Source organism: Actinomadura sp. WAC 06369 (assembly GCF_003947565.1).
GTDB lineage: Bacteria > Actinomycetota > Actinomycetes > Streptosporangiales > Streptosporangiaceae > Spirillospora > Spirillospora rifamycini.
In genome coordinates this window covers 1-588 of record NZ_QHJN01000427.1, presented here as the reverse complement: position 1 = coordinate 588, position 588 = coordinate 1, and the positions used below count along the sequence as shown (strand labels likewise).

Sequence of the window (588 nt, the reverse complement as noted above, 5' to 3'; positions counted from 1 at the left end):
CGTGGCCCAACCCTTGTGGGGGGAGCGGTCGAAGGTGGGGCCGGCGATTGGGACGAAGTCGTAACAAGGTAGCCGTACCGGAAGGTGCGGCTGGATCACCTCCTTTCTAAGGAGCATCAACTGGCCGGGTCGCCTCGTTGAGGGACCTCGGTCGGTGGCTACTGTTGACGGCGAATGTTCGTCAGGTGGCTGCTCATAGATGTGGAGCACTGGCTACTCAGTTCACCGCTCGTGTGACCGGCTCGTACCGCCCTTCGGGGAGTGGGAACGGCGGTCTCGGGCGGGTGGTGGACTGGACACGCTGTTGGGTCCTGAGGAAACGGGCACGTTTCTTCGGACTGCGGGACCAGGTCCCGCTACCCCTCAGGGGTGCGGCCTGGTGGACCCGGTTGTTTTTTGAGAACTACACAGTGGACGCGAGCATCTCTGGTGAGATCGGGACTCGATTGCTTTTTGATCTCATCTGCGATTTGTTTTGATCGTTTTGTGTGTTCAAGTTTTTAAGGGCATACGGTGGATGCCTTGGCATCAGGAGCCGATGAAGGACGTGGGAGCCTGCGATATGCCTCGGGGAGTCGGCAACCAGAC

2 rRNA genes are annotated in these 588 nt (G+C 59.7%); both read left to right on the top strand.

What is annotated here, in order from left to right:
* Positions 1 to 106: ribosomal RNA gene (locus tag DMH08_RS39805) — 16S ribosomal RNA — on the top strand; the annotation flags it as partial.
* A 384-nt stretch (positions 107 to 490) separates the two neighbouring features.
* Positions 491 to 588 (top strand): 23S ribosomal RNA (locus DMH08_RS39800); the annotation flags it as partial.